Below are 26,781 nucleotides of genomic sequence, written 5' to 3' on the forward strand. Positions count from 1 at the left end.
CTTTTTGCAGGTATTTCAAGCTTTTCAATAAATTTTTACCCCAGTTAAAGCTAAAACAGCTTTAGTAACACAATTGAGAGAAGCGATCGCCCAAACCACAACATTCTGTATGCAAAAAGGCATTGATTTTGCTGTACTGGAGTCAGCACAAGGTTTTGCACGCACCAAATTTTGGGCAGATGCAGTGGAATCCATCATTATTAATAATGATGTCAAAAAAACTTATCTCTCCCTAACAGGTAACGCTAACAAACTTTACAAAGCCATCCTTCCAGATCCTGGTGCTAATGAGTTTACTCCTATCAATACTCATTTACAGGCAATCAAAGACCAAATTCTGGCAGAAGTACCAGAAGTTGATGTGTCCGAAGTGATGGAACAAGTGGAGGAACTGTTGGATCTGTCCATCACTGCTGGAGAGTTTGTTATTCAGGAATCCCACAGTCAACGCATCGACTTAAGTCAAATCGACTTTGTAGCGTTAAAAAATAAATTTGCTAGTACTGACTACCAGAGAACAGAGACAGAAAAACTCAAAACTGCGATCGCGCAAAAACTCCAGCAGATGGTGAGGTTAAATAAAACTCGCATCAACTACCTGGACAAATTCCAGCAGATGATAGCAGAATACAATGCTGACTCACGCAACGTGCAGATATTCTTCAATGATTTGATTAACTTTGCTCAAGAATTGGGTGTTGAAGATAAAAGAGCGATCGCAAAAAATCTCACTGAAGAAGAACTAGCAATTTTTGACTTACTGACTAAACCAGAAATTAAACTCACTAGGCAAGAGGAACAGGAAGTCAAACAAGTTGCAAGAGAATTACTGAAAACTCTCAAAAAAGAGAAATTAGTTTTGGATTGGAAGAAGAGACAGCAAACCAGAGCATCGGTGGAAGTGGCAATCAAGGATAATTTGGATAAGTTACCCCAGAGTTATTCTGCTGAACTGACTGTATGAACAGAAGTGTCAGGAAGTTTATTAGCATGTTTATGAGAACTATTCTGGGCAAGGAAGTATTTATGATGCTGGTGTGTAAATTCTGCAAATTTAAATTCCTGGCAATATACAATATATTAGGGGGTAAATGAGCAATCGATGCTGATACCGTTAGTGAAATATTTCTAAAACGCTGGAAGTCTTTGTGCTGTCCTGGGAACCCGCCAACGAAATTTTCCAAAAATTACCCTTCCAATAAATTCGCCAACGGCATCTTCAGTACTTTTGCCCCTAGTCATGGTTATTTTTTTGTATAAAGCTTTACAAGACAAAGCTAATAGGGATATAACTGACGAAGACAACATCAAGACAAAATAGATAAAATCAGTAGCACTTACCCGAATGTGTCTTTAAAGTAATGCACTACCTGCTACTATATACAGCGACAGAGTAAACAAACATTAACTAATAAAAACATAAAAATGCTAGATAGTCTTTCTTTAAAAAACTTTAAAGGTTTTCAGGATCTGGAAAATTTAAATACAAAACCAATAACCGTTTTGTGCGGAACTAATAGTTGTGGGAAGACATCCATTTTACAAAGTATTCTTTTATTAAAGCAAACTTTAGAAAGCCAAAACCCAAGCCAAACCCTACTTCTTAATGGTAGATTAGTTCATCTTGGTACTTTTGAGAATATAATTTTTGATAAAAATTTAGATAACAAAATAGAATTAAATTTGAGATTTAAAATTTCAAAAGATGACCAGCAATACTCATCTAGTTCTAACCGATTGAAGATGAGGATGTTTCTGGGAGAGTTTTTATCTACAAGAGAAACACAACTTGCTTCACATAATATTAATTTTAAAGTTGTATTAAAATCTCACAAAAATCAAAGTAAAAGCAAGAAAAGTTTAAAAACAGTTATTGTTGATCAAATCTACTTTAAATTAGAAACATTAATCCCTGATAAACAAATAATTCCAGGTGCTTTTATTAAATTAGAACTTATTGATAGTGATCTGTATAAAATCCAATGGGAAAACATCACTAATCGAATTATGTTAAGACAAGATAGTGAGAAAAAGGGAGAGGTTAATGTAAAAATAAAATTTACAAATTTATTTTCAATGAGAATAATTAATTCTGAAAACACTGAAGAAAAGGATGTACGAATACCAGATATAACTTTTCTTCTTTATACAATCAATAATATGTTACAGTCTATTTTTTCCTCATATACTTATATTGGTCCGTTAAGAGAGGAGCCATCAAGAAGATATATTTATGAAGATGAAATTTTAGAAATCGGCATAAAAGGTGAAAATGCAGCTTACATATATTCAACCGAACAAGATCAAGATGTCGTAAATCATTTTTTTTATGATATAAAAAGTAATTCATTTCAACAAAAACCTTTGTTAAAACTTTCAGTTGCTGTTCAAGAATGGTTGGACTTGATGAATATTAAAGGTTTTAGAACAGCAACTTTAAATGAAATAATTTACTTAGAACTTAATTCTAGTTCAGCATCTAAAACCCGTGTCAACATAGCAGATGTAGGATTTGGGGTAAGCCAAATATTTCCTATAATTCTAGAAGGATTGAGGATGCCTTGGAGAAGTACTCTCTTATTAGAGCAACCAGAAATTCATTTACATCCCAACCTTCAGATGCAAATGGCAGATTATTTTATCTCATTAGCACTATCTGGTAAAAAGGTAATAGTTGAAACCCATAGTGACCATATAATAAATCGCTTAGTTAGAAGAATAGTTGAAAGCGAAACAAATCAATTCAAAGATTTAATTGCTATCTATTTTATAAGTAACACTGAAAATGGCTCGATATACGAAGAAATTAATATTGATGAAGAACGTGGAGTTATCAATTGGCCTTCAGGATTTTTTGACCAGGTAGCAAATGAACAGGAAAACATTATAAGGGCAGGATTAAGAAAAAGGAAATTTAATAGAAATAGAAATTTGTAAAAATTATGAAAACTGTCTTTGAGCCTTCATGCTTATTTATCTCTGAAGTTAAATGGGAAAATGAAATAAAAAGAGATGAATTTTTAGAGCATTTATTGGATAATTTAAGCAATATTAATAACCATGAAATTACAGAAGTATACTGGACAGATAAATTAGAAGAATTGTTATGGGATTACCCACAATTACCACCTTGGCGACAAGACAAAGATTGGAGTAATTCTATTATTCCAGTTATATATAGTTTGTTCAGGAATACACAAGAATTTCTGCAAAACACCAAAAATTTACCTGCTTGCTTAGTGCAGCCAGATTTAACCAATGATTCTTTCAGAGAAATAATTCTGAATTCATTCTTAGAATTAATGGACATATTAATTGATAAAAACGAAAACGTATATATGTGCTTAGGTGTTGACAAAATTAAACAAGAATATAAATTTTTCTGTAACTGCCATAGTTGTCTTTTAAATCCAAGAATGATAGAAAAATCTGTAGATTGGCTTGAATGCATTGATTTAACAGCAACTTATTGGCCAACTAGTGTTGACGATATAGATAAAATATCTAAAGCCTTAGATGTTCTTTTTGAAAAAAATAATATTAAACCTATTTATGAATATGAATTTAGCAAAACTTTCTTAAAAGACTTAATAAATGTTAGAAATCATAAGAAAGATATTTTACATAGTATTGCTAAAAGATTAACATTGACGAAACAACAGGCTGCAAAAGATAATGCGTTGCAAGATGAATATATTAAGCAAAAAAAAGAGTATAGATTTAGAGTAACCCAAAGACCTTATTCTACCCGCATTCATTACAAGAGTGTCGCAAACAAAATTATATTTTTAAAATATTATGATGAAGGTGAACATGATAATGGTTTATAAACTTGATTAGGTATCTATTGGGTTGAACTGTCCTATTTTGAACCATAACATAGCACAGTCACTAACACAAACAACGAATTTTCGCTATTGCATAATTCTAATTAGTGATCAGCCAAATATAATAAATGGGATAGTTCATTCCGATGCCTAACTAACAACAAAACTTTTTCCGTTACTAAAATCAAGCCAAAACAAGAAAGAACTTTATCTACCAATTAATATAGGATAAACACGTATTATTTTTGGATTTTTCAATAGTATCAATTGTTGATTTTACGCCATATAGTTCTCGCGAACTACACCAGTAGAATTCAAAAATTTAACAAGACACCGAATAGAGCGCGATCGCATCCTTGTCTTATTTACACAAGTGCTAAGAGTTAATGAACAAGGTGATCATGAGTAGCAGCATTCGGTACAAAAGCTACTTTTATCAGATCACCGCATTTTTTATTGACACAATTGCTTTGTAAGCGATCGGCTATCTTTTAATTCAACAAATTTATAACTCTGGCACCTGTAGGTTACGTTTATTACCTGCGTAATGCTTGTAAATAATTTCTGGAGAGTTACCAACCCACCTTCCTACATCCTTCGCATCAATATCAGCTTCCAGGCAAAGAGTAATAAAAGTGTGTCTGCATTGGTAAGGTTTGCGATATTTGGTGACTACACCCTGTTTTACAAGTTGAGTTACGATTCCATCTATATGTGTACCACGATGATTTTTGTAACCTTTCCAGGCATGATTGAGAAAATCTCCAAAATCTACTATGCCGCCTTTCTTGCTTCTAAAGATAAAATCATCTGGGTTAAAGTTCTCAGGTTTGATAGACTCTAAAATTTCACGTTGCTGATTATTAATCGGAAAACGTCTTTGGCTTTGGGTTTTTAATCCATCTTTGAGGGCTAACCCTTTAGTACTGATAGTAATTGCTTGCTCAAAAGTAATGTATTTGTCGCTAATATGCTTCCATTGTAAGGCGATCGCTTCTGATGGTCTGCACCCAGTAAAAAATAATAATTTTACTAAAGGAGCATAGTAGCTGTAGAATTTACTCTCCTCAAATGCTTGAATTATGCTGTCCCGTTCTTCCTTAGTAAATGGATTGATTTCATATTCTGCCGATTCTGACTTCGGCATCTGAATATCTTTTGCCATACCCTGGAAGGGATTTGATTTAATTAGCTGACTCTTAAGTGCCCAATCACAGCAAGCATTTATGTTTGTCAAAGTACGTTTAGCTGCATTAGCACTGAGATTTGCAATCAGATAATCTCGAATTGCGATCGCATCATCTAAGGTTTTAGTTGGGAAACTGGCGATGTGATTGCGATACTTTCGATAGTCAACAGCGTAAGTAGAAGGACTAATCTGTGGTTTTTTAAACTCAGTGTATTTTTCCCATAATTCTCCCAAGTCATATTGGGGGTTAACTGAAGGACTAATGGGCGTAATTGGGCTAACAGTGCTTAATGAAGCTGCTGGTTTGTACTTAGCTAAACTGGCATCAAACTCTCCATAGTCAATATCTCTCTGAATTGTTGCCGCTAAAGTCGATGCTTGATGTCTTCCTAAAGTTGTATCGTAGTGCCTTGTCGAAAGGTAGAAACGCTTGGTTTTTAGCTCTCCCGTCGGCGTCACAATAGGATGAGAAAAAACTAATTGGAGGCTGCCGTTAGAGTTCTTAATCTGCACTGAACCCCGACGGGCAATACTTTGAGATTTTTGAGATTCCATAAGGGTAATTAACTGGGGTAAAGACCTTTATCCTTCCAGGTTACCCCAGTTTTACCCCAGAAATACCTATTGGGGTAAAAACCTCTATCTTACATTTTTACCCCAGTTTTACCCCAGTTGTTTCCCCAAACTACCCAAAATTACCCCAAAAGTCTCGAAAGTCTCTGGAAATAAGCTCCACAACTCCCATTAAAAAAGGACTTGGAAGCCCTGTAATGCTTGTATTTATTTAAAGGCGGCACCCGGATTTGAACCGGGGGTGGAGGTTTTGCAGACCTCTGCCTTACCACTTGGCTATGCCGCCACAGCGGAATTCCCTGAACTACTTTAATCTTCCTAAGGTATCTTAGTAGCCATTCAGTAGCCATAGGGCGCTAGTTAACCCATAATAGCATAGGATTCTGAGGTAGAGATAGTGGGTTAACTGGATGTTTCTGGTAGTCTTTAGGCGATCGCTAGGAAGGTTGACCATAGCACAAACAACCCTTAGCAGATTAATGGAAGCTCTGGAGTCTGCCTGGATTTCTGGTGATATATATTTATTTATCCATAAAAACAAATCACCGGGGTAATTTGTAACATCCTGGGTTGTTTCCGGGTTCTTCCTGAGCTTCCCTTAATAGCATTAATATGTCATAGCCAATACATAATATACACAAATAGCTATCAGCAAATAAAACCAAACTATCTGTATATTGACTAGGCTAAAATCCTCTTTCCTCCTACCTTATACCAACAACAAATGAGTTATAAGTTTTTATGTTTCACTCCTCAAGGTCACTTGTTACACCTTCACTTCATCGGCAAAATTACCCCAGCGAACAAAGTGAAATGGCCCGGCGATAGAACCCCACAGACGTTCATCAGTGTCTAAATCCCTTCCCCGGTCAAGGCTAAAAAATTCTTTAGCGTCAATCTCAAATTCGTTATCCAGATAAGTATTTTTGCCGTCACGAACCACAATGCAGCCTTTACCAGGTTCAACCCTGCCTTTGAAGCTATTACCTGTCCATTCTACAACCATGTTGCAACCTGACATTTTTTCCAATTGGTCAAGGGATAAAACTTTTAAACGTTCCCGGTCACGAGATGCACCATAAAATTTTTGTTCTTCTTTAACCGTGTAGTGTTCAATAACAATGTGGTTTTCTGCCGGAATCAACTTCATTACCCGCATCCGATAGGGTTGATTGAGCATAAAATCATAAGCTTGTTCGAGAAACAAACTTACCCCTGAGAATAATTCCAAGGGAAGGGGACGGATACATACGCGAATGTGGGCATAAAAAGGCGGATTTTCAAAAGCTTGTTCTTGATTGCTAAAATCAGCTGCCATCAAGCGGGCTAAGGTGGCGATATCAGTAGAATGAGTCATTACAAGATGATCAAGTAGTTGCTTAAAAATTATCTAAGATTATTTTGACACTTGCCAGACTGAAAAATCCTGGCTGCGATCACTTCTGGTGCGTCCGCTACACGTAGCAATCGCATCCGGTAGGGAAGGGTACGGTGGGCTTCTCTACGAGACGCTGCGCGAATGCCTATGCAATTTTTTAATTAGATATTACGATCGCTCTTAGTTCCAGAGTGGTTAAAATCCCATTGCCTCCGCTACTGCGCCCAGTTTTGCTGCAATACCCTGTTTAAATTGACTGTGATTGTGTTTAATGGCTGTATCTGGGTCTTTTAGACCATTCCCTGTGAGGACACAAACCACTGTCGCCCCTGTCGGAATTTGGTCTTTCACCTGCAACAACCCGGCTACAGAAGCGGCGCTAGCAGGTTCGCAGAAGATACCTTCTGATCCTGCCAAAAGTCGATAAGCGTCGAGAATTTCTGCATCGGTAACGGCGTGGAAATTTCCCTGACTTGCGGTTTGCGCTGCAACAGCTAACTCCCAACTAGCAGGGTTGCCAATGCGAATTGCTGTGGCTAGGGTTTCAGGATCTGCCACTGGCTGACCGTGTACTAAGGGGGCTGCACCTGCGGCTTGGAATCCCATCATCCGGGGTAGGCGATCGCACTTCCCATCTTGATGATATTGACAAAATCCCATCCAATATGCTGTTATATTCCCTGCATTGCCCACGGGGATACACAGCCAGTCTGGCGCATCACCCAGCACATCGACAATTTCAAAGGCTGCTGTTTTCTGCCCTTCTAGACGATAGGGATTGACCGAATTTACCAAAGTGACCGGATAGCTTTCGGCCATCTCGCGAACAATTTCTAGGGCTTGGTCAAAATTACCTTTAATTGCCAATACTTCTGCACCGTACACTAATGCTTGGGCTAACTTGCCCAGCGCCACATAACCGTCGGGAATTAGTACGAAGGTATTCATGCCCCCACGCCTTGCGTAAGCGGCGGCGGCGGCTGAGGTATTGCCGGTGCTGGCACAAATTACTGCTTTTGCCCCTGCTTCTTTGGCTTTGGAAATTGCCATAGTCATCCCCCGGTCTTTGAAGCTGCCGGTGGGATTCAGACCGTCATATTTTACAAAAACCCGCACTTGTCTGCCAATACGTTCTGCGATCGCTGGCACTGGGATTAGGGGTGTGTTTCCCTCCAACAGAGTCACAATCGGTGTTTTTTCGCTGACAGGCAAGTATTCGCGATAGGCTTCTATCAGTCCGGGCCAGGGTTGGCGATGAGATTTAGCAACAGACAGGCTCAAAGTCACAGGATTTAATATTTCTTAATGTAAGGATTGGATATTTAGAGAGGATGGTATAGGGAGGGAAGGGCAGAATGGGAAAGAGGAAGAAAGTGAATTTTTCGTTGCCAGTTAAGAGTTAAGAGTCCCCTAATTCCAAAAGAATATTATTTATTGTGGTGCAGGCGTTTGACTTGCCATTTCTATTTTATTTTGAATGTCAGTTTATCATAGACCGCCACGGCGACCTTCGGTTTAACGAATTAGCCTGGGGATGCTGACGGGATGAAAAATGATCGGCAAATGTATGGGACTTAGGTTAGAACTCTCTTAAATTCTTATTTCTACCTTACGCGATGTGCAACTTATTCTTAGAACCCCGCTTCCATTCCTCTCCCCGAAAGGTCGAGAGGCTTTGATTCTTGCTCCCCTTTTCTTGCAGGGAAGGGGCTGGGGGTTAGGTTTGAAAGAAAGTTGCACACGGCGCTACCTTGCAAAAAGCCACTTCTGTGCGAGATGCTCCGCGAACATGTCTATGTATATTTTCCCATGCTATTCGCTCCAACTGCCGGGGAAACTACATAACAGGCTGCCTTTCCTTTGCGGTAGTCTTCTTTATTACCTTCTCTACGGGACGCTGCGCCAAGCAAGCTTTAAGAGAAGGGGTGCGGCGAGTGCTGCACCTTACATCTTTTCATGATTTAGCGTAATTCTTGATATAGTCTACATGTAATTTCTTGCGTAAATTCCCAAAAAACCGCGATAATAATTCATATAACCATAATTGAATTGACAGATTCTGAATTAAGTATTGCTAAGTACCGTCGAGTGGACGGAAACTTTGCATACTTGGGGCGATGTTTTCTTTGGAACACAGCCATTATGATCACCGTCTCTTATGATTGAACCTAAAATCCATTAGAGTAATTGATTGAAAATATCCAATATCGTAATAAAGCTTAAAAGAGGATTATTATAATATTTCTAATGGTGTGAGTTAAGTTGTGGATTTAATTAGTGATGCCTACTTGTCTATCTAGTGTTTCCGATCGCGAGTCTCAGACTAACTGGGTCAGTAAGTTAACCAAGTCTTATTATCAAGACGATCAGCAAGCTAAGTTTATGCATTTACAAGCAGAGGTAGACTCCCTGTTGCAGCAGTTGGAAAACCTGAAGCACCAACGTCTAGCCGACAATAACCAAAAAGAATAAGTCAGTCTAGTAGAAAAGCGATCGCTTTTCCCCTCTCTAATTTAAATTTGAGAAAGGGTAAATTTGAGTAAGAGGCGTGTTATTCAAAGCGCTGATTTTTCTCTGACCAGCGTCTCAAACTGTAGTTATGAGCATTTTCTACTAATAAAGCTAAGGATTGCACGCCTGAAAGCTTGGCGATCGCAGAGAGTCTTTGGAAGTAATTTCCTGTAAAATCAGTGTAAATGACTTCATTGCGATCAGACAAAATTATAGTCCGGTCACGGTGTTGCTCTGTGTTTTTCTCCTGAATTCCAGATGTAGGCTGATTCAAGAATGCGATTGCTGCTGCTGAGATAGTCAGTATTATTTCTGGTTTAGCGTTATTTGTTAAATCAATCACTTGAACCGGCCAATCACCCAACTTTTCCTGCATCTGTTCAAAGCTAGGAATAGCACCAGCTGAAACTTCACTAGATTGTTGTAAAGATTGCCACACAGTTGATAACATTACCTTGACCGCTTGGGGATTTTGTTGATGCAGTTCTTGTAGAGTTATTGGAGATGGTTGCACCCATTCCAGTGCTGCATTTGTTAAGGCTAAAGGTTTGGGTTGAAGAACATCGTTTTGATTCTCTGGAATTTTTGGGCCAGCAGCTAATAGGCGCAAAACTTTACCCCGTAGTTGCACCGCTTTGATAGCGGCTATAGTAATTTGTTGTTCTCCATTTGGCAACCAGACCACAATCTGGATTTCAGGGTCAGAAGTGATTCCCAAAGTTTTCCAGAAAAATTTGGCGGCGTCAGTTTTGGGTGGGTTCAAATTCTCAAAGGGGGAATTTAGCCAGCGTTTCCCGTCATGAAAAGCACTCACTTCCACCTGATACCAAACTTGGTTATCTGTGAGTTTCAGGTTCGTTGGGGAACTTGGTTGCAGCCATTCGGTGCTGGTAACTTGAGTAATTGGTTGCACTGTACCGACAATTTGACTAGGGTGAGTAGAGGATATTTGCGACTTTATACCCTGATTATTGAGTCTTGCTAACAGACCTTGAATATAGGCAAGATTATCTTTTGTAATTTTTGGTTGCGCCTTTAACCAGGAATTAACATGTTCTTCTCCCTGCTGAACTGCTAAAATCAAAGCAAACCAAGCTTGCACCTCTAGTCTATTTGGGTTTACCCGCAACGCCGCCGCTGTGCGATTCCACAACCGTTTTTTATCAGCTTTGAGTAGGGTAGCAATTTCTTGGGCATTATGTGGCGACGCTTCAAACACCTGTAAAGCTTTCCCCCAACGACCATCAATCAAATCTGCTAACACTTCTTGACTAGGACTTGCCCAATTTTTATCAGCTTGGGTTTTAGTAAGTTGGGAATGCAAGCGAATCAAATCCATTTGCGCTTGCGCCACTGCTGGCAAAACTTCTTTGCGTTGTTTTTTGATGAATTTCAACCATTCAAAGGCTGGTGTCCACAGTCCACTACGGGCAATCGACAAGGCATTTTGGTATGCAGAATCCTTGAGGGCTGGTGATTGAAGAGTAATTGCCTCCAATTGAATTGGTTTGAGGAATAACTTCAGAGGCTTGACTTGGTAAACCTGTAAGTACGGTTCTAAACCTATAGTTTGATCAACAACTAACTCTTTTGTACCATCACCAGTTACCTGCTGCCATTTGGGCAATTGTCCGTTAGGACTAGTCCAAGACAACATTTGTAGTAAATTGGTGCGTTCTGGATTGTAGTATACGATGTCACCGTAGGCGAACGCACCAGTTCCTTGTTGGCGTTGACCCCGCAAATTAAACCAAACCCCTGATAATGGTGTGCCACCGTCAAAGCGTTGCACTTTAGTTAAAGGTAGGGGAATGCTGATATCTTGGGGTTCTGATGTCCCATCAAGTAAGGGAGAAATCACGAAGGATTCTTCTGGTTCAGTTACAGATAATTGAGTTGCTAAATAGTAGTAATTTTCTGACTGAGATTTAAACTCTAACTCTTCTGAGCGCTCGTAAACCCTGAGTTCCACAAGTTGTTTACAATCAGATTGACAATTAGCACGCTGTTGAAAGACTGGCAATAAAAATGAGTCTTTCGCATCCTGATGTAAAGGCAGAGTTTCCCCAAATATTTTGTTTTCTTTACTCAAATTGAGTTGAATTTGTTTGAGAGTTTGAGGACGTTCGTGCTTACCAAGGGGGATTTGTGCCCATGCGGGTAAAATTTTATTTAGCCAGCTTACCTGGTCTGGATTGAAGATGAAGAGAACGCTAATCCAGGCAAAAGCCATAATTAGACTAGCACTACTCAACAGAATTGCGATCGCTAGCGTTGACGACAACCAACTTCCCCGTTTGAGCTTTTTCTGGGGTTTTTTGGCGATGCGTTTCATCGCACCTGCATGAGGTTTATTTAGTTTAGAGGCTTTTGGCGTCAGCTTGCGTGAGCGGTTTGCCATATTAGTATTTCAATCAATCAAGTGGATATTTTTGGGTATTGAGCACTTGTACTGAGCGAACGCAAGAGCGTCTCGTAGAGAAGCCGTTGGCGCAGCCTCTCCAAGAGTTGTATTGGGTATGGGGCATAGGGCATTGGGCATTGGGTATTAGTTATTTCTCCCTCTATCCCCTGCCCCCTCAGCCCCTCTGCCTCTTAAAAGTCCCCAGTACTTAATACCCTGTTATACTCGTCCTTTCAGAAGTTGCCCAGAAGGATTAAGGGACTTCCAAATAAAAAAATGTCCCAAAACTGACGCAAAAACCCTCTCATTTCCCCTCTCTCTGTGTCGCGCCAGTTGCTTCAAGTCGGGGAACCGCAAGGGCGCACTGGCTTCTCTGTGTCTCTGTGGTAGCCTGCGGCAAGCCGCTGCGCGTCTACGTTTATTTGGATAATTTATTTCTTGGAAGTCCCTAAGTCTAATTTTGGACAAAATCCGTAAATCTCCCCATGTAAACGCTAGATGATCGCGAATACACTCTTCACTTAAGTATGTGAGCAGAGTGTAAAAAGTTGAAATGTAGACTTATTAACCGCAGTCATCGCAAAACCTGGATGCTCGCATGGTTACTAATTGCGGGAGTAAATGGAGTTGCACAAAAAGCGTTAGCACAAGAGTACACAGACACAGAAACTACTCAGGCGCAGGAGAGTATAGATTTAAATTCTCCTCCCCTCTCCCCAGAAAATTCGATGGCGCAAGTTATATCGGTTTCTCAACTCAAGGACGTACAACCCAACGATTGGGCATTCCAAGCATTACAGTCTTTGGTAGAACGCTATGGTTGTATAGCCGGCTATCCAGATAGCAGCTATCGCGGTAATCGTGCCTTAAGTCGCTATGAATTTGCCGCCGGTGTGAATGCTTGTTTAGATAGAGTCAACGAATTAATCACTACAGCCACCAGCGATTTAGTCACTCGCGAAGATTTAGCAATATTACAAAAATTGCAATCAGAATTTGCCCCTGAGTTAGCAACTTTGCGGGGTCGTGTTGATAGGTTAGAAGCCAAAACCGCCGAAATCAAAGCCAACCAATTCTCAACAACAACCAAACTCAGTGGACTATTAATAGTTGGCATTCAAGGACGGACAAGCAATCGTGGTGATGTGAATCCTAGAGATGGACAAAAAGATACAGATGATACAGCGACAAACACTAATGTCATATCCCTGGCGCAGCTGTATTTAACTAGTCAAATCACTCCCCGTAGTTACTTGTTTACAGGTCTTTTAGATGGTAAGGGAAAAAGTTCGCTTGGATTTACCAATAGTGTTTCTCGGAATAATGTTTTACTTGGCTACGAATTTCCTACAGATAGCTTGATTATAAGTGACCTCAATTTTCATTGGCTGGTGACAGATAAATTAGCAGTAATGGTGGGAACAGAAGGCGTAAGTATGCCAGCTGCTTTCCGAGGTCCCAATCGAGTAGAAAGTGCTGCAACAGGGTCACTGTCTTATTTTGCCCAAAGAAACCCAATTTTAAATATGGGATACGGTCACGGCGGTATAGCTATTGATTGGCAATTTGCTAAACGCGCTAGTTTGCAGGCAATTTATAGTAGTTATCAACCAGGAAATCCCGGTAAAGCTAGCGGTTTATTTGATGGAACCACCACTACGGGTGTGCAATTGCTGCTGACACCAACCGATGCTCTAGATTTAAGTTTGTATTATGTTAACAATTACTCTTCAGATGGTTGTTTACTAACCTTTGTTGGCGATGAATGCTTAACTACAGTTAATACCGCTACTGGAAAATCAGCACCCTTGCAAACTAACGCTGTGGGTGCGACTGTAACTTGGCAAATTTCCCCCCACATTAGCGCAGGTGCATGGGGTGGTTATACTAAATCTTACATTCCTGGACGATCAGGAAATGTAGAAACGACGAATTATATGGTGTTTCTAAATTTCCCTGATTTATTTGCTAAAGGAAATTTGGGAGGAATTTATGTTGGTCAACCTCCTAAAATCACCAGTAGCAATTTACCTGTAGGGAATAATGTCCCTGATTTTATCAATACTGGTTTAGGACGTGCAGGTGGACAACCAGGAACGACCACTCAAATTGAGGCATTTTATCGCTTCCAGCTAACAGATAACATCAGCATTACGCCAGGAATAATTCATATCATAGAGCCTGGTAACACACCAGATAGTGACTCAATTACTATCGGTCTTCTGCGGAGTACTTTTAGTTTTTAATTCTGCTTAATTCTGCTTGCACATAAATATTATAAAACTTAAGTATTGACCCAATAATTATTAATTATGTTGACAAGCGCTTATACCCAATTGGGTGCAACAAACAATGAAAATCTCTTTTCCAATCCCCCATACCTAATTTTAAAAAGATATAAAAAAAGGTTTGGCTCACCGCCAAACCTCTATATAAATCCAATGCATAACACAATACGCTTGGGTTAGTGATAATTTTGCCCCGGAAGATCCCCGACTTCCTAAAACTAGTCGGGGATCTGCGGGTTGCAATTTTCACAAATCAAATAGGATTGCTACACATCATAGTTTGGTTGTAATATAATGCCAAAATGCCAAATAATTAGCAACAAAAAAGACGGGGGTTAGCCCGTCCTCTGTATAATAAGTAAAAACATCTTGGTAATTTCTGCAATATATCAAAAGACTCTAATCACAATCTGCCAAATTGCCAAATACTTACCAATAAGACACGAATGTTAATTTGTCTGTAATTTCATATTTTTATCAGCTATAAATTTTACTATCAGCACAAATTAATCGTTACTTAAAAGGTCTAGTTATGAATTGCAGCAAAAAAATATAGTTTTATATTGTCGTTAATTAATATTGCATAAAGTGTGCCGCTTTGGGACATCAAAAAAAGCCTGTGTAGGCGTAGCCCATCGGAGACATCGCACCATGAATTGGATATACTTACGGTTTCTCTATATTGAATAATATTTTAGTTTTTCAAAAATATTTTTACAATGCTAGTGAATCATTTTGCCACTTGCCAAGCTCCAGCAAATACTGATTGAACTTTTGTAGGTAATACTATAGGAAAAATTACTGGCGACAAAGTTGATCATGAACCTAAGTATAGTTGATGATAAATTGCAGATAGAATTTACGTTTAAAGAGCAACTGCTAGCTGTTCGCTTGAATAAACTTTGGCAAATATCACTAGCTCATATTGAACAAGTTACAACAGCCGAATCCGAAAGTAATTGGCGAGAATTGCGTCCCCCTGCTAGCTTTAGACCTTAAGCGTCATTACGAATTACGAATTATTTTAATCAGCATTCCCAGTCTGAGACTGGGAACGAGGCAATCTCTCAAAGGTTTGTCTAGTCAGCCTTCTACTTTATTTGATGTTCTCTGTATTAACCACCAGCGACAGCGGGGACAATACTTACTTCATCACCATCTTTCAAGGCTGTGTTAATACCATCTAAATGGCGGATATCTTCGCTATCGACATAAAAATTTACAAACCGACGTAGCTTGCCTTCTTCATCGCACAACCGGGATTTAATACCAGGAAAGCTTTGTTCTAAGGAGTCCAATAATTCAGCAATGGTGCTACCGTTGGATTCTAGAGTAGCTTGATTATTAGTCAAATTCTGAAGAGTAGTAGGAACTAAAACTGTTACAGCCATACAAGTACAAAGTTAAGAGTGAAGAGTGAGGAATATAGTTAAGAGTTAGGAGTCATGAATAAAAAAACTTATAACTCCTAACTAAATCCTAACTAAACGAGGACTTGTTGCCATTCCAAGCGATCCAGAGTACGCGATCGCTCTAGCGCCCGTTCAAAACTATCGAGTTTGGCATCAATAGTCAAGGGTTCGCCAACGTAGCCTTGTAATGCTTCTTGGGTTTTCAGACCATTGCCAGTGATGTAAAGCACGGTAGTTTCATCTGGATCAATTTTGCCAGCTTCTACTAGTTTTTTCAGCACAGCCACGGTTGTACCACCAGCAGTTTCTGTGAAGATGCCTTCGGTTTCTGCCAGCAGCTTGATGCCATCAATAATTTCTGCATCATTGACTGATTCAATGTTACCACCAGTTTTCTGGGCTAACTCCACAGCATAAATGCCATCTGCTGGATTGCCGATCGCCAGCGACTTAGCAATTGTATTCGGTTTCACTGGCTTAATAAAGTCGCGTCCTTCTTTGAAGGCTTGGGCGATGGGTGAACAACCTTCAGCTTGAGCGCCACTGAAACGAACATTCTTACCTTCTACCAAACCAACTTCTACAAATTCTTGGAACCCTTTATAAATTTTTGTAAATAGTGAACCAGAAGCTAGGGGAGCAACAACATGGTCAGGTAGTTCCCAACCCAGTTGTTCTGCGACTTCAAAGCCTAGCGTCTTGGAACCTTCAGAGTAATAAGGGCGCAGATTAATATTGACAAAACCCCAGCCATGTGTATTAGCAACTTCCGAACAGAGACGATTTACTTGATCGTAGTTGCCCTTGACGGCCATCAGGGTGGGACTGTAGATCAGACTACCCAGAATTTTCCCGGCTTCTAAATCTGCGGGGATGAACACACAGCAGTCTAAACCGGCGTGAGCTGCGATCGCAGCTGTAGAATTTGCTAAGTTACCAGTGCTAGCGCAAGAAACAGTAGTAAAACCCAACTCCCGCGCTCTGGAGAGGGCAACTGACACCACCCGATCCTTAAAACTAAGGGTGGGCATATTAACGGCATCATTTTTTATATAAAGCTTATTTAGACCCAGGCGACGGGCAAGACGGTGGGAACGAACCAAGGGAGTCATACCCGTTCCCACATCTATAACATTGTCAGTTGCGACAGGCAAAAAGGGACGGTAGCGCCAAATTGAATTGGGCCCGGCTTGAATTGTTTCACGAGTGACAGTTAGACGTAGGGCGCTGTAGTCATACTTGACTTCTAATGGTCCAAAACATAACTCACAAACATTACTGGCTTTGAGTTCATATTCTGCACCACATTCCTTGCACTTCAAGGCTTGAAAGTAGGCAGTGCTGGTTTGAGTTTGGGTTTGGGTTTGGGTTTTGATTGCCTGAGTCATAAACTAGCTTTCCCTGTTTGTCTGTCGCCTGATAGTAACACGAGCAAAAATACCAGTCAAACATACCCGACAAAAATTGTCGGGTATGTTTGGTATTCAAAGGAATGATTATTGTAAAACTTTGATATCAGTAATGGCTTGCTTTACTTAGTATTTGCACTTCTATTTTCTATCTAATAAAAACTCAGTTTTAACACTGAGGAACAATATGATTAAATTGCATTTTAATTATCGTGAATTTGCATTTATTTCAATCATTATCCCATTTAAGTGATCTGAATCACTTAGTTAAGCTTCTATTTTTATTTTTTATCTAAATGACTCCACAGCATAGTATGCATATATGACAGCAAAAACTCAAAAGCATTTACATATATAAGTTGTAGTGCTTTGAGCGTCTGATTAAATCACTAAAATTGCTATGTGTATTGCCAAAAGAAAGTTAATTTTTCAGCTTTGATGCACTCATTCACAGCTAGAGAAGTTACTTATTTATACGGAAGTTTTTTTTTGCTGCAAAAGTTACATTGCTACTTGCATAGACAATTCAGCAGGACACAATAGTAAGTTACCCCTACTTGCGATTGCCAGCCTTGATAATCAACGGTAAGCATAAAACAAGTAGGCAATAAATTTTCTGCGTATTGCCTCAATATAGTTTTTTAGGAGTGTCAATAAGTTAACTCCTCAAATACGCACTCCCCGAAACATTAAGGTTTTGGGCAGGTCTAGTCGGTAATTCTTTAAGGAATTGCTGAACTTTATCCTGTCTCAAAACCCAAGATACAAGTTCAGCAAATAAACAAACTACTTCTATGGTAAACCGAAAGAAATCTGTCAACAAGCAGCGTCTGCCTTACCAATCTCTAGTAGCAACAGCATTATTAACTGGTAGCTTTTTCCAATTTATTGCACCTGTATTAGCTGACGGAACTGCTGCGGGTACACCTATAAGTAACACAGCCACAGCGACCTACGAAGATCCCAACGCGCCAGGGAGTCCCATCAATTCCACATCTAATACTGTCACCGTGACTGTAGCAGAGGTGGCTGGTATTACTGTTACAGGTTCTGGGATTGCAAATCAAACTAACCCAGGTCTTAGTACTAAGGCTGGTGATACACTGGTTTACACTTACACTGTAACCAACGTCGGTAACGACCTCACCAAATTCCAGATTCCTAACTTAGCGACAACAACAGGTCCAGCCACAGTTTCGGGGCTATTACCTGGTAGTAGTACATCTGGTAACTTGCAATATAGTACTGATGGCGGTACAACCTGGATAAATATCCCTGCTGGTGGACTAACTACAGGTGCGATCGCAGTTAATGGTACTGTATTGGTGCGTGTACCAGTTACCGTGCAAGCAGGCGCTCAAGCAGGCGATACTATCACTGCCAGACTAGGACAAACTCCTGGTGATGCTCAAAACCAACCCCGGATTGCTGATGGTGGCGACGTTTACACTGTAGATAATAACAACACAGCAGGAGCGCCAATCAATGGTGTGAGAGAAGCCAGTGCTACCCAGCAGATTCAAGTAGGAAATACTGCTAAAACTAGGGCGTTAGCAACTATCCTCAAAACTAAGACAGCCTATGATAATGCTGGCACTTCTACTCCCCTGACTGATGACCTGCTAACTTATGGTTTGAGCTTGCGGGTTGAGGGTAACGACGTAACTAATACTGGTGTGACTCCCGCAGCTTTGGCTGGTGAAAATATCAGTGTTGATGGTGCAACAGTTAGCCGCATCTTAGTTTCTGATGCTATTCCAGCAAATACGGTGCTTAATAGCACTCCAATTGCTCCGTCCGGCTGGAAAGTAGTTTATACTACTAGCGCTACTAGTACAAATGCTGAAGCTGCTACGTGGTCAACTACCGCCCCAGCATCCTTGAGTTCAGTTACACGGATCGGTTTTATTAACGATCCTAACCTTGTCACTTCAGTTGGTACAGGGACAACAGTTAGCGGTTTTAGCATCCAAGTTAAGACCACTGGTGCAACTGGAAATGGCCCAGTAAACATTTACAACATCGCTCAAGTGGCCGGTACAACTGCTGGAGACCCGACCACTAAAATCTATGACAACTCAGGAGACCAAAACCCAGATAACTTTAACTCCACTGGTCAAACCTTTTCTACTACACCAGATGGTGGTTTTGTTGCTAATGGCACGGTGGTTCCTGCAAATCAAACTGACGCACAGAATAATAACACTGGTACTAATAGTCCGACTGGGGATTACAACATAGCGACCATCTCAGTACCCAATGCCACCTCTGTGTTGAATGGCCCAAATGGAGTACCTGATGCCGTTGGACCCACCAGCAACAATGATGACTTTACCAATAAATCAGCACTAATTCCACCCAATATTGCTCCTGGCTTAACAGTTAATCCGGCTGCGGTATCTTTTACTAACACAGTTCAGAATAGTGGTACATCTCCTGCCAATATTTCTCTGGTACCTACACCACCAGCAACACCAGGTGATTTGCCTAGTGGTACAGTGGTGACGGTATCCTATCAAGGTTTATCAGCTGCTTACACGTACAATGGCACAATCTTTACATTCACAAGTGGTGCGGGTACAGTCGGGGGGAACCCAATTAGTGCCACTAATCCAGTGCGAATTGATGCAGTTGCAGCGAATGGTGGTAAAGCTAACTATGGTGTAAGCGTTGACCTGCCTGCTGGTACGCCACTCTCAACTGATACTACTGCTCAAGGTGCAGCTGTCACAACTACTATAGAACGCGGCTTCCCCACATCGATTACGGCTTTCATTGACACAAATAGTAGTGGTTCACCTGCTGGACAACCCAACAACATCAGCATTGACCGTGTATACACTGGCTTCTTGCAATTGCTGAAAGAGTCACGAGTTTTACCAGGAACTGGGCCAGCACTGCCAGGAGGTAGCACTGATGGCACATTTAGTACTACAGCCAAAAAACCTGCCCCAGGAAATATCATTGAGTATCGGATTACTTACAAAAATATTTCTACTCCTCAAGTGGGAAGTGGAAATGTAATTCTGAATGTTGACAAGATTGTGATTACTGAAGATGGCACGCAAAGTCCTAACAACTGGGCGAAAGACAACGATAACAACAGTCAAATTGATACTAGCAACATTGTCAGTTCAGCCAAGGATTCTGGGACATCAACTATTCAATTCTTCCCTGGTAATGACCAAACTGGAACTACGGCAAACACAGATGTAACTAAGTATGTGGATGCTGTGACTGGACAGGTTGCACCGGGTATTCAAAGAACGTTTACTTTCCAACGCAAGGTTAATTAGATAGTTTGACCTCATCCTCTTTGTTTGCAAAGAGGGATGCCATTCGACCTATGTGTTTGTAGTTGGCAATTTAGCCCGAAAGCGCTAACTACAAACTGATTATTCCCTAGCGAAAACAGGGAAATATAAATCAACAATCAACATTCTGAAAGTGTTTTTGAGGTTATTGATATGAAGCGTCTTTCTTTTGCAAGTTTAGGGGCGATCGCACTCATTGCGACAGTTCCATTTGTCAGTCAAGTGCCTGGAGTGGCTTCTCTATGGCATTCTACAAGTGCGATCGCTCAAAATGTCAAAATTCAAGGGCAAATACAATTGCGCTTAGAGGCTGAGAAGCAAGTGGTAGCACAGGATCAACAAGGCAAGCAAAGCAAGACATGGCAACCTTTGAAAGGTCAAGTTGTGGTGCGACCAGGAGATGTGTTGCGATATACCTTGAGTGGTGAAAATAAGAGCGATCGCCCAGTGAAGAATTTGATTCTCAATCAACCTATTCCTAAAGGAATGGTATACGTACTTCAATCAACCAATGTTACTAACAATGCCAAAATTATTTACAGCATTGATGGCGGACGCAGCTTTGTAGAAAATCCCACTGTTAAAGTTACTCTTCCTGACGGCAAAGTCGAAACCAAACCAGCACCAGCGAATCTTTATACCCATATCCGTTTGCAAGTGCCATTAGTTGCAGCAAAGACAACAGTTAAAGCGACTTATCAAACCCAAGTGCGTTGATTTAATTTAATAAGATACAAAAACTCCGAAATTTAGTAATTCGTAATGAGAATTTTGAATTATGAATTACTAATTCTTTGGCGTGGAAAATACCGCTTAATAGTTATGGATTTTCCCAAAAAACTAATTGCTTTTATTAATAAAATTGGCATCCCAGAGGAAATGTATTCAGTGAGCCATCCTCAAAAACAAAAGCAAATTACTTCTAACAATATCTGGTGTAAAAGGTTAACAGCAACCGTTATTTTGGTAAGTTTTTTGCATACTACTATATCTATACCAGCCAGAGCGCAATCGACTAACAATCTGGCTGCGTCTTTGCCAATAACTAATCAAGCTACTTATACTTATACAGATTCTGCCAGTAATTATGAATATCAAGGAAGTTCTAATCAGCTTAATGTTAACTCGAATCCATTAATTGACCCATTAGGGCGAATATTAGGTTGTGCTGGCGCTATTTTACCTGACTATACAGGTTTTTCAGTTGGGGTATACGAACTTAACCCTAGTGACCCAACAGGGACAGAATTGGGCAGCTTGCTTGCTTTGACTCGAACAGAGTTACCGGATATTTCTAATAACAACGTTATTGGCGGTAAACCGCCAAATACCGAGAATAGTAACCCATATTTCATTACAAATAACCCTGCGGGTTTCTACAATTTTCTATTCGACCCAAATAAAGGTCAAACTGCTCCAGGTAGAACTTACATTTTTGTAGTCAATCCACCGCCAAATTCTATCTACAAACAACGGCGTATCAAAATTGAAATCCTTGGTAGCACGGGCACACAAGGTAATAATGTGGTGCGATATGTCGCTACTTCTTTAGATGGTCAACCAATCAATATCACAGGTGAGACTAGGCTAGAGCAAACAGTTGTCTTAGTTCCCAATGCAGAAACAGTGGGACTGGACTTATTAGCCTTTGAATTCACTACAAATATGTGTCAAGCCAATCAGTTGCAGATTATCAAAACAGGCGATCGCGCTGCTGCTGAACCTGGAGATACGGTAATCTACCGCCTCTCAGTAAAAAATCTAGCTGATGCTGGTTTAAATAATATAGTTATCACCGACAACTTACCTTTAGGATTCCAGTTCTTGCCTAAATCTGTGCGGGGAGAGTTGGATGGTCAAGCAATCACTCTCACCTCAGAACGTAATGGAAACACGGTGACATTCCGCACAGACATAACAATTCTTACAGAAAAAATCCTGAATATTGCTTATGCAGCTCAACTAACAGCGGATGCTCTGCGTGGTAACGGTCGCAACAGTGCGATCGTTAATGCCCAACGGGCTGATAACCGTTTTAGCACCAAGGATGGCCCTGCAACACACCAGTTAAAAATTCGTTCAGGAATCGTTTCCGACTGTGGCACTATTATCGGTCGCGTGTTTATTGATAAAAACTTTGATGGTGAACAACAACCTGGTGAGCCTGGAGTCCCCAATGCAGTGATTTTTCTGGAGGACGGAAACCGGATCACCACAGATCCCAATGGTTTGTTTTCCTTAGCCAATGCCTTACCAGGAAACCATACGGGTGTACTAGACCTCAGCAGTGTACCTGGTTACACCCTAGCTCCGAACGAAAAATTCCGCGAACGCAATAGTCAATCTCGTCTAGTGCGTTTAGAGCCTGGTGGTTTGGTACGTATGAACTTCGCAGTTACCCCCGCCTTCCAGGAGCCAGTCAAGAAATGAAGCCCAGACTGCACCATGCAACTATATTTCACCTGAAGATGATCGGGGTAATGCCAGTAGCTCTCAGCCTCGTTTTGTATCCTGCCATAGTCAAAGCGGAACCTGCAAGTGAAAATCTCTTTTTCCTCGATTCGCCTTCGCAAGCAGACAAGGGTGCCGAAGATCCTCACTTTTCAGGGAATCTAGAAAACCTTTCCCCTCTTAGGGAAGAGGCTTTGAATTCTTCCCCTTCCTTACAAGGGAAGGGAGCTAGGGGGTTAGGTTTCGCTCCAGATCATGTAAAAAGTCAGGTTGAAGATCAAGCGAATTGGAATAAAGTTGCTGAAAAAAGTACGGATTCAAATTCTCCCCATCTTTTGGGAAGTTCAGACAAGCAAGTTTCACCTCTCGAACTTCCCTCAACTTCTTCAGCACCAGTTACTGATACTTCAATTCCAGATGTTCAGTCAAGTGAAACAAAAATACAACCATTTCAACCAGCAACTTCTATTGATTTACCCACAGGCTTACGCAAAATAGCCGGAATCAAGAACGACGGGCGCAGAGACACTAAGACACAGTTTCAAGCTTCTCCAACAGAAATACAACCATTTCAACCAGCAACTTCTATTGATTTGCCTAGAGGCTTACGCAAAATAGCAGGAGTAGCTGAGGATGCAAAGGCGCAAGGACGTGGGGACACGGAGATACAGGAACAAGGGAAAAATCTTCCTGTGTCTCCCACTCCACCCATCTCCACAGCAATTAAAATTTTGACTCCAACGCCTGACACCGTAGTAGATGTACCAGCTACTACGGTGATTGTGCAATTTCCCGCTGGTAGTCAAGTGGAATTGCGAGTGAATGGCGCGTTGGTAGACCCCTCCTTAGTTGGACGGACGGAAACTGATACCACTGCTAACTTGGTAACGCAGACATGGTATGGTGTCTCGTTAAAAGAAGGTAATAACACCATCTCTGCACAAGTAATCGGAGGAACAGAACCTGCTGTAACGCTGCAAGTCGCAGTCCGAGGAGCGCCACAGCAACTAACCTTAGAAACTGTTGAGTCTCGGATTCCAGCAGATGGACGTTCTACGGCTACAATCCGGGGTCAACTCATCGATGCAAGTGGTAATCGCTCTAACCGTGATGCTATTATCACTTTGATACCCACTGCTGGGGAGTTTGTTGGCAAAGATTTCAAACCCGATGAACCCGGATTTCAAGTAGAGGCGAAAGCGGGGCAATTTACAGCGATTTTACGATCGCAACTGAAGGCGGAAACTGTCAGAATTCGCGCGATCGCTAATGATTTAGAAGCCTTTACCCAACTACAATTTGAAACAGCACTACGTCCGAGTTTGGTGACTGGGGTAATAGATTTACGTTTGGGCGCTAGAGGTACAAATTATTACGGCAGTTTCCGTGATTTCCTCCCACCTGATAAAGACAATAGAACGCAATTAGATTTCCATTCAGCGATATTTGCAACTGGTGCGATCGGGGAATGGTTGTTTACAGGTGCATACAACAGTTCTCGTAACCTCAATGAAGATTGCGACTGCGATAATCGCCTGTTTAAAACTTACCAATTCAGCGAGCAAAATTATCCTGTCTACGGCGACAGCTCCAAAGTTGATGCCATCGCTCCTTCCATTGACAGCTTCTTTCTGCGTATTGAGCGTTCAACTCGTATCCCCGGATCTGATCCTGATTATGCCATGTGGGGTGACTACAACACAGAAGAATTTGCGCGGCGATCGCAGCAATTTACTTCTATCACCCGTCAACTTCACGGTTTTAAAGCTAACTACAACTTAGGGAACTTACAAATTACAGGTTTGTATGGCAACCACTTAGAAGGGTTTCAACGGGATACTATTCCTCCCGATGGCACTAGCGGTTATTACTTCCTCTCTCGCAGACTACTACAACCAGGTAGTGAAAATGTCTTTATCGAGTTAGAAGAACTCAATCGTCCTGGGACTGTACTAGAACGCAAGCAACTTAACCGAGGCCCAGACTACGAAATCGACTACGATCGCGGTACCTTATTATTCCGCGAACCCATTCTTCGCACTGATATTGATCAAACTGGACAAGTCTTGGTACGCCGGATTGTTGTTAGCTATCAATATGACAGCCAAGACTCTGATGGCAATATCTTTGCAGGTCGCCTGCAATATAACCTTTCCCGCAAACTTAATCAGGAAAGTTGGATAGGTGCAACTTACGTCCAAGAAAATCAGGGGGTGCGTGACTTTCAACTCTACGGCGCAGATGCACTGATTGCTTTGGGTGATAAAGGTAAGTTAATTGCAGAATATGCCCATTCCAGTAATGATTCTGATCTGGTGGGAAAAGTCAGGGGTGATGCATATCGGTTGGAAGCTGAGGGACAAATTGCCAATGGGATTCTAGGTCGTGCCTATTATCGCTTTGCTGATACAGGTTTTGCGAATAATGCCACTATCAGCTTTGTCCCAGGACAAACCCGTTATGGAGCGCAGGTTACAGCTAAACTCACCTCAAGTACCAACGTCAGGGCGCAATATGACCACGAAGACAACTTTGGGATTGCTCCCCAACCCCTAGACACCTTTGAAGAACTGTTTGCACCGCGTTCTGAGGCCATACCTGGGAGCAATGTTGATAATTCACTGACGACGATTTCCGCTGGGATTCAACAACGCTTGGGTAGCGCTACCCTTGATGTGGATTGGATTCATCGTCATCGGGAAGACCGCATCCCCGACAGCGCCCTGAGTGGTAATTCTGATCAATTGCGATCGCGCTTTTCAGTTCCCCTTGCTAAGAACCTGACTTTTCAAGCCCAAAATGAACTGAGTTTATCTTCCCAAAAAGATCCTGTTTACCCAGACCGTACCATCTTAGGGTTGAATTGGGCAGCAATTCCTGGTGTCAATATTAGTCTGGCCCAACAGTTTTACACTAGCGGTCAATATTCGGGTAATTCCATCACCAGCTTGAGTGTCAACGGTGAACACAAACTCGGATCAGATACTACCTTGACCGGTCGTTACTCAATTTTGGGTGGTGCTAACGAAATGACTACCCAAGGGGCGATTGGTCTAAATAATCGCTGGACTATTGCTTCTGGATTGCGGCTCAACCTCGCTTACGAACACGTATTTGGCAACTTCTTCGGACGAACTGCGGCGGGTCAACAATATGCCCAACCCTTCGCTTTTGGTCAATCAGCATCTGCGATCGGATTTGATGGTGGCGATAGTTACAGTGTGGGGCTGGAATACTCTGATAATCCGCAGTTTCAAGCCAGCGCTCGTTACGAACATCGCTCCTCTTCTGGTGGTGGTAATACAGTAATTACCGCAGGTGTTACGGGTAAAATTTCTCCGGCTATCACAGCTTTGGTACGTTATCAACAAGCTGGTTCTTCCAATCAAAAACTTTCAGGATTGGGAGATACCGCTAACCTAAAGCTAGGTTTAGCTTACCGCGACCCCAATAGTGATAAATTTAATGCTTTATTGCGTTATGAATATCGCCAAAATCCATCAACTATCCCTGACACCATCCTCTTAGGTAGTGGTACGGGTTCCCAAGACCATACTTTTGCCTTAGAAGCTATTTATGCTCCTAATTGGCGATGGGAATTCTATGGCAAATATGCCTTGCGTAACAGCACCTCTTATATAGCCAGCGATTTGGCTGGTACTAACACAGTAAATCTGGCCCAATTCCGGGCAACCTATCGTTTGGGATATAGCTGGGATTTGGTGGGTGAGGCTCGTGTGATTAGTCAGTCTAGCTACAGCGAAACAGGGTTTGTCATAGAAACAGGCTACTACCTCACGCCTAACCTGCGCGTTTCGGCTGGATATGTGTTTGGTAAAGTTGATGATCGGGATTTCTCAGGAACACGTTCCGCGGGCGGCGCGTATTTGGGTATAAGCGTCAAGCTCAACGAATTATTTGATGGCTTTGGACAGCAAAAACCTGTGCCACGTCAGCAACAGCAGCCAAATCAAACAGAAGCGCAGGTGAAAAAAGATGGAGCAATTTAAATTTATTAATTATTA

Annotated in this window: 17 protein-coding genes and 1 tRNA gene; 11 read left to right on the forward strand and 7 right to left on the reverse strand. The window is 41.2% G+C overall.

Annotated elements, in window-relative coordinates; genetic code table 11:
- Positions 1–73: 73 nt before the first annotated feature.
- The 3 genes from V7K49_RS24580 to V7K49_RS24590 all read left to right on the forward strand — a co-directional run bounded on the left by V7K49_RS24580 (position 74) and on the right by V7K49_RS24590 (position 3,830).
- Positions 74–964 carry a type I restriction enzyme endonuclease domain-containing protein gene (locus tag V7K49_RS24580; protein ID WP_335207940.1) on the forward strand — a complete coding sequence of 297 codons (891 nt, stop codon included), beginning with the start codon at positions 74–76 and terminating at the stop codon, positions 962–964.
- A 461-nt stretch (positions 965–1,425) separates the two neighbouring features.
- Entirely contained in the window at positions 1,426–2,937 is a 1,512-nt protein-coding gene (locus V7K49_RS24585) for a DUF3696 domain-containing protein (RefSeq protein ID WP_335207941.1), read from the forward strand.
- 5 nt (positions 2,938–2,942) lie between these two features.
- Positions 2,943–3,830 carry a hypothetical protein gene (locus V7K49_RS24590; protein WP_335207942.1) on the forward strand — a complete coding sequence of 296 codons (888 nt, stop codon included), beginning with the start codon at positions 2,943–2,945 and terminating at the stop codon, positions 3,828–3,830.
- A 502-nt stretch (positions 3,831–4,332) separates the two neighbouring features.
- Here the strand turns inward: V7K49_RS24590 and V7K49_RS24595 are convergent.
- Together V7K49_RS24595 and V7K49_RS24600 are read right to left on the reverse strand one after the other, a co-directional pair.
- On the reverse strand, positions 4,333–5,571 hold the full coding sequence (locus tag V7K49_RS24595; protein WP_335207944.1) for a tyrosine-type recombinase/integrase: 1,239 nt from the start codon (positions 5,569–5,571) through the stop codon (positions 4,333–4,335).
- Between the two features lie 233 nt (positions 5,572–5,804).
- A tRNA-Cys gene (locus tag V7K49_RS24600) sits at positions 5,805–5,875 on the reverse strand.
- Between the two features lie 124 nt (positions 5,876–5,999).
- On the opposite strand from V7K49_RS24600, the gene V7K49_RS24605 reads away from it, so the two are divergent.
- Entirely contained in the window at positions 6,000–6,143 is a 144-nt protein-coding gene (locus V7K49_RS24605; RefSeq protein ID WP_335207946.1) for a hypothetical protein, read from the forward strand.
- Between the two features lie 212 nt (positions 6,144–6,355).
- On the opposite strand, the gene V7K49_RS24610 is transcribed toward V7K49_RS24605, so the two are convergent.
- Together V7K49_RS24610 and thrC (V7K49_RS24615) are read right to left on the reverse strand one after the other, a co-directional pair.
- Positions 6,356–6,946, reverse strand: a complete 591-nt coding sequence (locus tag V7K49_RS24610) for a chromophore lyase CpcT/CpeT (RefSeq protein WP_335207948.1) — start codon at positions 6,944–6,946, stop codon at positions 6,356–6,358.
- A gap of 216 nt (positions 6,947–7,162) precedes the next feature.
- The gene (gene thrC / locus V7K49_RS24615) at positions 7,163–8,254 is read right to left on the reverse strand and encodes a threonine synthase (RefSeq protein WP_334871235.1); all 1,092 of its coding nucleotides are present in this window, start codon (positions 8,252–8,254) and stop codon (positions 7,163–7,165) included.
- A gap of 993 nt (positions 8,255–9,247) precedes the next feature.
- On the opposite strand from thrC (V7K49_RS24615), the gene V7K49_RS24620 reads away from it, so the two are divergent.
- Complete coding sequence (locus V7K49_RS24620; RefSeq protein WP_273767555.1) at positions 9,248–9,439, forward strand: hypothetical protein; 192 nt, start codon at positions 9,248–9,250, stop codon at positions 9,437–9,439.
- A gap of 79 nt (positions 9,440–9,518) precedes the next feature.
- Here the strand turns inward: V7K49_RS24620 and V7K49_RS24625 are convergent, their stop codons facing one another.
- Positions 9,519–11,879: a hypothetical protein gene (locus V7K49_RS24625; RefSeq protein WP_335207949.1), complete on the reverse strand. Its 2,361-nt coding sequence runs from the start codon at positions 11,877–11,879 to the stop codon at positions 9,519–9,521.
- A gap of 593 nt (positions 11,880–12,472) precedes the next feature.
- On the opposite strand from V7K49_RS24625, the gene V7K49_RS24630 reads away from it, so the two are divergent.
- Both V7K49_RS24630 and V7K49_RS24635 read left to right on the forward strand, forming a co-directional pair.
- Positions 12,473–14,128, forward strand: a complete 1,656-nt coding sequence (locus tag V7K49_RS24630) for an iron uptake porin (protein WP_334871250.1) — start codon at positions 12,473–12,475, stop codon at positions 14,126–14,128.
- Positions 14,129–14,989: 861 nt separating this feature from the next.
- The gene (locus tag V7K49_RS24635; protein WP_334871238.1) at positions 14,990–15,169 is read left to right on the forward strand and encodes a hypothetical protein; all 180 of its coding nucleotides are present in this window, start codon (positions 14,990–14,992) and stop codon (positions 15,167–15,169) included.
- Between the two features lie 116 nt (positions 15,170–15,285).
- Here V7K49_RS24635 and V7K49_RS24640 read toward each other — a convergent pair whose 3' ends face one another.
- Both V7K49_RS24640 and thrC (V7K49_RS24645) read right to left on the reverse strand, forming a co-directional pair.
- Entirely contained in the window at positions 15,286–15,561 is a 276-nt protein-coding gene (locus tag V7K49_RS24640; protein ID WP_273767553.1) for a ubiquitin-like small modifier protein 1, read from the reverse strand.
- 92 nt (positions 15,562–15,653) lie between these two features.
- Positions 15,654–16,970 carry a threonine synthase gene (gene thrC / locus V7K49_RS24645; protein WP_335207951.1) on the reverse strand — a complete coding sequence of 439 codons (1,317 nt, stop codon included), beginning with the start codon at positions 16,968–16,970 and terminating at the stop codon, positions 15,654–15,656.
- A gap of 815 nt (positions 16,971–17,785) precedes the next feature.
- Here thrC (V7K49_RS24645) and V7K49_RS24650 point away from each other — a divergent pair.
- The 4 genes from V7K49_RS24650 to V7K49_RS24665 all read left to right on the forward strand — a co-directional run bounded on the left by V7K49_RS24650 (position 17,786) and on the right by V7K49_RS24665 (position 26,766).
- Positions 17,786–20,287: a beta strand repeat-containing protein gene (locus V7K49_RS24650; RefSeq protein ID WP_335207952.1), complete on the forward strand. Its 2,502-nt coding sequence runs from the start codon at positions 17,786–17,788 to the stop codon at positions 20,285–20,287.
- 171 nt (positions 20,288–20,458) lie between these two features.
- Entirely contained in the window at positions 20,459–21,022 is a 564-nt protein-coding gene (locus V7K49_RS24655; RefSeq protein WP_334871240.1) for a hypothetical protein, read from the forward strand.
- Positions 21,023–21,184: 162 nt separating this feature from the next.
- Positions 21,185–22,735: a hypothetical protein gene (locus V7K49_RS24660; protein WP_335208000.1), complete on the forward strand. Its 1,551-nt coding sequence runs from the start codon at positions 21,185–21,187 to the stop codon at positions 22,733–22,735.
- The gene (locus V7K49_RS24665) at positions 22,732–26,766 is read left to right on the forward strand and encodes a TonB-dependent receptor (protein ID WP_335207953.1); all 4,035 of its coding nucleotides are present in this window, start codon (positions 22,732–22,734) and stop codon (positions 26,764–26,766) included. Before V7K49_RS24660 ends, V7K49_RS24665 begins: the two co-directional genes overlap by 4 nt.
- Positions 26,767–26,781: the final 15 nt, after the last annotated feature.

The organism is Nostoc sp. (genome assembly GCF_036919675.1).
GTDB lineage: Bacteria > Cyanobacteriota > Cyanobacteriia > Cyanobacteriales > Nostocaceae > Nostoc.